The organism is Bacillota bacterium, from assembly GCA_012839765.1.
Lineage (GTDB): Bacteria > Bacillota > Limnochordia > DUMW01 > DUMW01 > DUMW01.
Map to the genome: position 1 here is coordinate 1 of DUMW01000100.1, position 9,108 is coordinate 9,108.

Below are 9,108 nucleotides of genomic sequence, written 5' to 3' on the forward strand. Positions count from 1 at the left end.
AAACACACCATTGGACTAGATCCTGCTTAGTCCTCCCGTTAAAGTCAAAGGAATCCTCGTGTCTTTCATCGACAACTCCCTTGCTCACCAGCAAACCAAGAAAGCTTTCCAATTTGGCCAGATTCCCCTTGCATTTTTCTCGGTTTAATACTATCATATAGACGCGGGGAGGCAATTGTCCCGCGGGATAAGTTGTGACCCGCATCATTCTAAGTAGAAAGGAGGCAAGCATGATGCTGCTGTTTGGTCGTAAGAACAAGGTTCTTTCGTTCGAAGAGGAAAGGTCCAAGTACCCTATTCTCTACCGCAGGGAACTTGGCGTGCATCCGGTCGAAGTTGACAGGATCGTAGGGACGGTTGGTCGTACCGCGGATATGAAGGCAGACTTCCAATTCAGAGGTATCTTCAGTAGGGAGCGGTCTCGGAGGGTCTCGCGGTTGATGGAGCGAGGCGAGCTCAACGAGGCGATCAGCGTATATGAGTTGGATGGCAAGTATTTCGTCCTCGATGGACACCATCGCGTGGGCGCGGCGAAGAAACTGGGCCAAGAATATCTGGACGCCGATATTATCCAGCTGATTCCCGCCCGATCCCACAGTCAAGTTCAGGCCGGAAAACCGGCCTGAACTCACCCCTCCGCTATTCTTCTTTAATTTTTCTTAGAAACCCATAACAAGACAACATACAGAATCAGTCAAACTGACCCATGGGTTAGTCTAAATACGGCGATGCGCGTTTTGGTGATATCACTGTATACCAAGACTGTTCTTCCTCCGAAGCCATATATTCCCTCAACCTCTTATCCTCACTTGACTTCCACGAAAACCATTCGTAAAATAATAGGCCTCACCGACCTGGCCCCCTATGATCATGTTTTGGAAATCGGACCCGGAAAGGGCCATCTGACCGCTGTGCTACTTGAACACTGCACACGGGTCACCGCGATTGAATTGGATCAGAGGCTTTATATAAAACTGAAGAAGTTCACCAACGCCCCAAATCTGCATCTGTCCGTGGCGACTTCCTCCAATGGAAGCTGCCAGAGACAAAGCCCTACAAGGTAGTGACGAATATTCCATTCTCCATAACCACTCCAATAGTGCGCAAACTCACCGAAGCCAAGAACCCACCTTGGGATGCTTGGCTTACGACAGAAAAGGAAGAGCCAGGCGCTTCCTTGGTCAACCCACCGAGTCACTGCGCTCATTGATGTTAAAGCCATTCTATGAACTCACTATTCGCCACTACTTCCGTCGCGAGGATTTCCACCCCGCACCCAATGTAGATGTAGTGTTGCTTCATCTTAAACGAAGGAACCGGCCGGATCTATCCGGCAGCCAAAGGACAGCCTATAAGAAGTTCATCATTGAGGGATTTGCAAAGTGGAAAGACATTTCTACAGCAAGCATTCTTACGCGCACAACTCCAAAAGGCCATGGCAGCGGCGGGGGTATCCCCCCTGAAGAAGTCCGCTATATCCAATGTCTCTGCTTGTTTAAGTGCTACGGTCAGCATGTACTAAGGCAGCCTATTCGTCCATGATAAGCCCGCTTCCATCAGAAGACTTGTCCGGTCCTTTACCGGGCACTAGGAAAACGCGAAGCATTCCTAGCACAAACGAATGAGGCGGGATGCTTCGCGTTATATCCTGATAACCTCAGCACAACGTTAAGTCTTCGTTGGCAAGCTTCTCTTCCCAGATGGTCCTGAGGATGGCCAGCTCTTCACTGTAATCGGTTTTGGACTCGTCCTTGTCATAGGGTAGGGTCTCCAACACTTCTATGGTAAAGCCAGCCTCGCCCTCTTTTTTCCAAAGCTCCTGCAGCTTCTTGTTGGGGTGGTTGCCAAAGTTCAGCTTGAACACAGTGCTGTTGATGGTACTCTTCAAATTCTGGGTGGCCTCCAAATACCCAACAGATTCCCGCCGAGACCGGATCAAGAAGATACCCATCTCCGGCTTCATCTGACGGTATTGTTCTTTTAGCTCTTTACGACGATCGGTCAATGATCGACACCTCTATCCTTTCACGGTGGCCAAGGATTCCAGTTTCTTGAGGGGTACGATCAAGTCCAACTGCAGTTTGATCACCTCGTCAATGTCCTTGTAAGCCAAGCGGTGCTCTTCGGCCACATCCCGCAACCGCTCCTTCCCGAGGACTACACCCTGCCGTTCCAGGTCTGCCAAGACTTCCTCCTTGGTAAAGGCGCGCATCGCCTCACGGCGCCCCAGGCGCCGTCCTGCCCCATGGGAGCAGGACTGAAAGGAAAGCTCTGAACCCAGGCCCCGCACGATGTAGCTGTAGGAACCCATGGCACCGGGAATGATCCCCAACTGGTCCCTGTGGGCGGAGATGGCCCCTTTCCGATGGATCCACAGCTTTTCCCCCCGATACTCCTCCAGGGAGGCATAGTTGTGATGAGCATTGATCTGATTGCGGTACTTGGGAGAGACCTTCCAGTGTTTCTCCAGCTGGTCCGCAACGATGGCCTGGACCCGTTCCAACATCACTTTCCTGTTCTCGCGGGCGAAATCCAAGGCGAGATTCATCCAACGTAAATACCCTTTTCCTTCGGGACTTTCCACGGAGAAATAGGCCAGATCCTTGTCCCGTAAGGGTTGTCCCTGGGCCTTGGCCCGCCTTGCGTAGTAATTGCAGATTTTGTACCCGAAGTTCCGGGAACCGCTATGCACCATGATGGTCAACTCATTGGTTTCCACATTCCTTTGGAGCTCAATGAAATGGTTACCGGAACCTAAGGTCCCCACCTGGTAGTATCCCCGGTCAATCTCCGCCAAAAGCTCCTTCGGATCGTCGGCCGTAGGCCTATACTTGTCTAAGGCCTCACACTTCTGGGGTCTTTTGTGGTGGCTGAAACCAGTAGGCACCGCCCGCAGGATATCCTGGACAATATCCTCCAGCAAAGACCTGTCCTGCCTTTCCCACATTACCCCCGTCTCCACGTAGGCCACCCCGCAGCCGATGTCCACCCCCACCGCATTGGGGATGATGGCTCCCCGGCAGGCAACAACCCCACCAATGGGCATCCCATAGCCGGTGTGGGTGTCCGGCAGCAGGGCCACATGGGACACTGCGCAAGGTAGATTGGCCAGGTTTACCGCCTGCTGTCGACAGGTGTCTTCCAGCTGATCCTCGTTTTCCAGCCAAACGTAGATATCTAGGGCTTGGTCCTTAGCTTTCGGCAAAACGAACATGGTGCAACTCCCTAGGATAAGTTCTTAATGATATTGAAATCACCGGTCTTGGCTGCTTCGAGGATGGGGCCCATGTATTCATCCACTTGCGCTGAGGTCAGGGGTACAGGCATATTCTTCAGCTTCATCTCCAGCTGAGGATTCTTCGCTGCCTCCAAAGCCCGAGCAATGTGCTCATCGGTAAAGCCCGGAAGCTCCTGGAGGGTGGTGGGGAAACCTACCTTCTTGCTCAATGCCACCAATCCATGGGCCACCATTACACCCAACTCCCGGCCCCGGACACCGGTTAGATCCCCTTCAATGAGTCCTACCTTCTTTAACACCTCGGCCACCGCACTCAATTGCCGCTCGATACTCGGAGCAAAGAACACCGTATAGTAGGGGTTCATGACAGCACAGGCCCGGCCGTGACTAGTGACATCCACCAAGGAAAAGCTGGTAAGATGGCCACCATTGGTACCGCCCACCATAATGGCGTAGCCGCCCAGATCTGTGGCCAGACCCAAGGTCTCCCGAATCTCTGGATCCCACCGGTCCTCGGCCATCTGGATGACTCCTTCGGCAATTAGTTCAATCCCCAACAGGGCGATCTCCGCGATCTTGTCGTAGCGGTCCGCAGGTGCTCCGTAGAACACCTCTAGGCAATGGGCCAATCCATCGAAGGCCCCATCCAAAGTGGTATTCTTCGGCGTGGTCACTGTTAATTCATAGTCAAAAACCGCCTTTGGAGGCACGATCGCATCGTCCACAATCAACTTTTTTTGCCCATTTACCGGATCCGTAACATTGGAGTACTTGGTCAGATGGGCCCCGGAACTGGCCGCGGTCTGCACCGCCACCATGGGTATAAGCTTCCGGTTCATCTTCTGAGCCACCGCGGTAACAAGACCCGTCCCAAAGTAATCTTCAATGTCAGCACTGTGGCACCCCAAGGAGGCCAGGACATTGGCCGCCTTGGCAGCATCGATGGTACTGCCTCCGCCAATGGCCACCAGGCAATCGGGAGCTGTATGGAGAATCTGTCCTTCCAGACGATACACGTCTTCCTTTGGTGCATTGGGCTGAGCACCGGCCACGGTACCGACCACTTCACAGCCGGCGTTCTGTAACAACTCGGTAACCCGGGTCACCGTAGGCTGTAACCACCTTGAGGGGTTAGCGATCACCAACACCCGTTGACCTAAGCTCCGGGCAAAGTTCCCCACTTGTTCTAAGGCTCCCGCCCCAAAGGCATAATTGTCACCCTTGAACTCCCGAAGAAGTTTGCGCGCTGCTTCATGCCTGCTATTCATATGTTATCCCCTCCCAAGGAAGTACTTAACATTCCGTGATGCTACTGATCAACTTCACCATATCCTCCTCGATCCCCTTTAATTTTGCTTGGGATTCGGCCAAGGTGGCCCCTTTGGAGGCAAAATAGAGTTTGATCTTCGGTTCGGTCCCCGAAGGTCGCACCGTAATGGAGGTTTCATTGGCCAGATGGAACTGGAGCACATCGGACTTCGGCAATGAAATGGTTGCGGTACCCTCGGGAGTACGCAGTACCGAAGTAAGGAAGTCCGCATGGCGCACCACCGACATCCCCAAGATCTCGTCGGTACAATCGTTCCGCAGATACTCCATGATCTTTTTGATGTTCTGTTGGCCGGCCACCCCCGGCATCGTCAGAGAATGGAGAGATTCGGTGTAATAGCCGTGCTTGTCCATGATCTGCCGGAGACGTTCCACCAGGGAAATCCCCTGGGCCAGGTAGTACCCAGCCATCTCCACAATCAGGGTACTAGCCACCACCCCGTCCTTGTCCCGCACGAAGTTCCCCGCCAGATAACCATGGCTTTCCTCAAACCCAAAAAGGAAGGTATGTTCTTTGGTCTGTTCGTACTGGGTCATTAGTTCCCCAATATACTTAAAACCCGTGAGCGTATCCACCAGAGTCACGCCATACTCCTTTGCCACCGCCCGGGTAAGCTCTGTGGTTACCACCGTTTTGATGACCACCCCGTTGGAGGGAAGGGTGCCCTGGGCCTTGTGCTGACCGAGGATATAGTCTGTAAGGAGCACACCGATCTGGTTCCCCGTCAAGAATACATAGTCATCTTGATGCCTAACATAGACCCCCACCCGATCGCAGTCAGGGTCAGTGGCCACCACTAAGGTGGCACCGTGTTTCCGGGCCAGTTCTAAGCCCAGTTTGAAGGCCTTTGGGTCTTCGGGATTGGAACTCTCCACCGTAGGAAAAGCTGGGTCGGGCTTCATTTGCTCTTCCACCAAATGGAGCTGCTTTACCCCTAATCTCTCCAAAGCGGTGGGGACCAGCTTTCTGCCGGTTCCGTGGAGCGGCGAATACACCACGGAGAAGTCGTGGGACATGTCTCGTATAAGCTCGGTATTAAAACAGAGGCTGAGGGTGTCGTCCAGGTAATCGGCAATTACCTGGGACAAGTCAGTGTTCACCTGAGCCTTTACTGCCTCTTGGTCAGCTAGCCGCACATCATGGAAAACATCTACTTTCTCCAGTTCCTCCGTGACCGCTTGGGCCAGGGAGGAAACCAGCTGACAACCATCGGGTCCATAAACCTTATACCCATTGTATTCCGGAGGGTTATGGCTAGCGGTAATCATGATCCCCGCGCTAGCTTCAAGATGTCTTACGGCATAGGAAAGCATGGGGGTGGGTACCGGCTCGGGAAACACCCACACCTCTGCCCCATTACCCACCAAGACGGCCGCCGCTTCCCAGGCAAACTCGGTGGAACAATAGCGGGTATCGTAAGCAATGACCACCCGTCGATTCTTTTCGGCTCTGCAAATTATATTAGCCAGGCCCTGGGTAGCCCAGCGCACCATATATTTGTTCATCCGATTGGTCCCGGCCCCCAGGATCCCGCGCAGTCCCGCGGTACCGAACTCCAAATCGGTCCAGAAACGTTCTTCAATACTGGCCGGATCCCCCTCAATTTCCCGTAGTTCCCTCTTAGTCTCCTCATCAACCACCGGGCTGTTCAGCCACAAGATATATTTATCCCTAGGGTTCATAGCGCAACTCCTTACCTATTTCCTGGATTTCTTCTTAAATATTATCTGTTGTAACCATCTGTAGTCAACCGCACAATCCCTCAGGGAAGGACAAGTCACCCCTAGTCTTTCCTGATGGCTCCCCATCAATCCTCCCGCGTCCCTAGTTCTCCGATTAGCGCCGTTGGGAAGGAATTACCCCTTCGGTCTAGAATAGTCTAAACGGCAAATTATTTCTAGGAGGCATCTGACCCCATGACAGAAGTACGTTTTGGTCTTGTCGGCTTGGGAAACATAGGCAAGTTGCATTACCGTTATTTTCCCAACCTGGAAGGTGCGGTGCTAACCGCGGTCTGCGACATCGACCCTGCACGTTTCGAAGCGCTGGACAAGAATACTGCTGACTTTGATCATGCGGTGACCACCACCACCAAAGAACATAAGGGTAAAATCGAGCGTTTCCGGGATTACATCGAGATGCTCGACAGCGGCCTAGTAGACGCGGTGATTATCGGGGTTCCCCACATTTTTCACCCCGAGATGTGTATTGCCGCCTTTGAACGGGGCATCCACGTGATCTGCGAAAAACCTGTGGCCATCACTGCCCGGGAAGCCCGGCTGATTAACGAAGCCTATGCCAAATCCAGCAACGTGGTCTTTGCTGCCATGTTCCAGCAACGGACCAAACCTTGTTTCATCAAGATCAAAGAACTACTCAACAACGGCACCCTGGGTGAAGTGCGCCGCATCAACTGGATTATCACCGACTGGTTCCGTACCCAGCACTATTACAACTCCGGGGAATGGCGGGGTAACTGGAACGGTGAAGGTGGTGGCGTCCTCATGAACCAGTGTCCTCACAACCTGGACCTGTTCCAGTGGTTCTTCGGTTTGCCCGAGGAGCTTTACGCTTTGGGTTACCTTGGCAAATGGCACGATATCACAGTGGAGGATGACATCTCAGTTCTTATGAAGATGTCCAACGGGGCCACCGCCAGCTTCATCACCTCCACCGCCGACTTCCCTGGCACAAACCGCCTGGAGATCACCGCGGAAAAGGGTAAGTTAGTCTTTGAAGACAACAAGCTTATGTTCTGGCCCCTGGAGGAGACGGTGCAGTCCATCATCGACACCAGCAACCAGGGTTTCTACAGTAAGAAAGTCAGCATGGAAGAAATCCCCATCGAAGACAACCCCCACGGCCATCAGTACATCACCCAGAACGTAGTCAACACCATTTTGGGTAAAGAAGAACTCATTGCACCCGGTGTTGAGGGCATCAAGTCCGTGGAGCTGGCCAACGCTATGCTCTACAGCATGGTAAGGCAAAAGCCCGTGAAATTCCCTGTACCAGAGGAAGAGTTCGATGCACTCCTGGAAGAACTGCGGGCAGATGAGCGGAAGAACAAGCCAGAGAAGGCTTTCATTTGGGAGGATTATCTAGCACAGTTGCGCTAAGATTTCTGGGGCAAATTCTAAAGGGCTTAGATCCCTATCAGATCTAAGCCCTTTCCTTTTGTTAGCTAAGTCAATCTCTATCAGTCGAAGTATACCGGCTTGCCGGTCCTCGCCGACTCGTAGATGGCATCGAGGATCTTGGTCACCACAAAGGCCTGTTCCGGCTTGACCACCGGCTCCTTGTCGTTGAGGATGCTATCGATCCAGACTCTGGCCTCAATGTCGCCAGGGGATGCGCCTGTGCCTTCGTAATAGTCCACACCACCGATGTTGAACTCAGGCTTCTTGGTGTAGAGCCGACCGAACTCCTCACCGTTGATCCGCAGGCCGTCGCTCATGTCCGCACCAGCCTCGGTACCGCAGAGGACGCAACGGGCCTCGCCCACATGCAGGGTGTTCAGGGCCCAGCTGGATTCCAAAACGATGGTCATCCCGTTCTTGAAGACGATGAAGCCGAAGGCAGAGTCTTCTACGGTAAACTCCTTCGGATCCCAGGGACCCCAGGCGTTGGCCGCGTTCTCTTTGCTGTTCAGCTTGTGGTAAACACTGCCCACGGCATAGAGCGGTTCATAGTTGTTCACGCACCACAGGGTCAGGTCCAGGGCGTGGGTTCCAATGTCGATCAAGGGTCCACCGCCCTGCTTCTCCAGGGAGAGGAAGCTACCCCAGGTGGGAACAGCCCGCCGCCGAATGGCCAAGGCCTTGGCGTAGTATATGTCACCCAGGTCGCCACGGTCACAGATCTTCTTCAGGTACTGGGAATCGGGACGGAAACGATTCTGGTAACCGATGGTAAGCTTCTTCCCGGTCCGCTTTGCGGCTTCCACCATGGCCTGGGCCTCAGGGGTGTTGATGGCCATGGGCTTCTCACACATGACGTGGCAGCCGCTCTCCAAAGCAGCCACAGTAATGGGACTGTGGGCATCGTTGGTGGTACAAATATGGACCACGTCCAGCTTTTCCTTCTCCAGCATCACCCGGTAATCGGTGTAAACCCGGGCATCGGGGGTACCATATTGCTTGGCACCCTTCTGGGCCCGCTCTTCGATCAGGTCACAAAAAGCGACCATTTCCACTTCCTTAATCTTAGACAATGCCGGCATGTGTTTGCCGTTGGCGATGCCTCCAACTCCGACAATCCCTACGCGCAACTTATCCATAGTCACTGTTCCTCCTCGGGCATTTGTGTTATTAACTTGGTACCGGTACCAAAACTGGTACCAATTACCTCTTCTACCAAACTCACTTACAATGATTCGCTACTCTTTACCGAAATCCTTCCCCCTTCTATCAAAAACTGGGGTTTTGACATAAGCCCAGGGAAAAAAAGAAAGAACGTGTGCTAAGTTGACCGTTCGATCCCATATCGTTCCAATATTTCATCTGGCGTGCCAAGCTCCTTTGGCAGTAGTCTCACCGTG

General features: G+C 53.2%; 7 protein-coding genes and 1 pseudogene. 3 read left to right on the forward strand and 5 right to left on the reverse strand.

The window, feature by feature from the left end; genetic code table 11:
* The first annotated feature begins 233 nt into the window (after positions 1–233).
* Positions 234–626, forward strand: a complete 393-nt coding sequence (locus tag GXX57_10025; GenBank protein ID HHV44984.1) for a ParB N-terminal domain-containing protein — start codon at positions 234–236, stop codon at positions 624–626.
* Between the two features lie 102 nt (positions 627–728).
* Positions 729–1,542 (forward strand): annotated as a pseudogene (locus tag GXX57_10030) (23S ribosomal RNA methyltransferase Erm).
* Between the two features lie 115 nt (positions 1,543–1,657).
* Here the strand turns inward: GXX57_10030 and GXX57_10035 are convergent.
* From GXX57_10035 to GXX57_10050, 4 genes are read right to left on the reverse strand one after another with little or no spacing between them, the layout of a single operon-like run.
* Positions 1,658–2,005, reverse strand: a complete 348-nt coding sequence (locus GXX57_10035) for a GIY-YIG nuclease family protein (protein HHV44985.1) — start codon at positions 2,003–2,005, stop codon at positions 1,658–1,660.
* Positions 2,006–2,017: 12 nt separating this feature from the next.
* Positions 2,018–3,214: an RtcB family protein gene (locus GXX57_10040; GenBank protein HHV44986.1), complete on the reverse strand. Its 1,197-nt coding sequence runs from the start codon at positions 3,212–3,214 to the stop codon at positions 2,018–2,020.
* 11 nt (positions 3,215–3,225) lie between these two features.
* The gene (locus GXX57_10045) at positions 3,226–4,506 is read right to left on the reverse strand and encodes an iron-containing alcohol dehydrogenase (GenBank protein HHV44987.1); all 1,281 of its coding nucleotides are present in this window, start codon (positions 4,504–4,506) and stop codon (positions 3,226–3,228) included.
* 25 nt (positions 4,507–4,531) lie between these two features.
* Positions 4,532–6,250, reverse strand: a complete 1,719-nt coding sequence (locus GXX57_10050) for a phospho-sugar mutase (protein ID HHV44988.1) — start codon at positions 6,248–6,250, stop codon at positions 4,532–4,534.
* Between the two features lie 234 nt (positions 6,251–6,484).
* Here GXX57_10050 and GXX57_10055 point away from each other — a divergent pair, with 234 nt between their 5' ends.
* Positions 6,485–7,687, forward strand: a complete 1,203-nt coding sequence (locus GXX57_10055) for a Gfo/Idh/MocA family oxidoreductase (protein ID HHV44989.1) — start codon at positions 6,485–6,487, stop codon at positions 7,685–7,687.
* An 80-nt stretch (positions 7,688–7,767) separates the two neighbouring features.
* Here the strand turns inward: GXX57_10055 and GXX57_10060 are convergent, their stop codons facing one another.
* Positions 7,768–8,847, reverse strand: a complete 1,080-nt coding sequence (locus GXX57_10060; protein ID HHV44990.1) for a Gfo/Idh/MocA family oxidoreductase — start codon at positions 8,845–8,847, stop codon at positions 7,768–7,770.
* Positions 8,848–9,108: the final 261 nt, after the last annotated feature.

What these genes read in the sequence shown, in the direction of transcription:
- GXX57_10025 (HHV44984.1), top strand. Translation starts at nt 234, where the DNA reads ATGCTGCTGTTTGGTCGTAAGAACAAGGTTCTTTCGTTCGAAGAGGAA.
- GXX57_10040 (HHV44986.1), bottom strand. Translation starts at nt 3,214, where the DNA reads ATGTTCGTTTTGCCGAAAGCTAAGGACCAAGCCCTAGATATCTACGTT.
- GXX57_10045 (HHV44987.1), bottom strand. Translation starts at nt 4,506, where the DNA reads ATGAATAGCAGGCATGAAGCAGCGCGCAAACTTCTTCGGGAGTTCAAG.
- GXX57_10050 (HHV44988.1), bottom strand. Translation starts at nt 6,250, where the DNA reads ATGAACCCTAGGGATAAATATATCTTGTGGCTGAACAGCCCGGTGGTT.
- GXX57_10055 (HHV44989.1), top strand. Translation starts at nt 6,485, where the DNA reads ATGACAGAAGTACGTTTTGGTCTTGTCGGCTTGGGAAACATAGGCAAG.
- GXX57_10060 (HHV44990.1), bottom strand. Translation starts at nt 8,847, where the DNA reads ATGGATAAGTTGCGCGTAGGGATTGTCGGAGTTGGAGGCATCGCCAAC.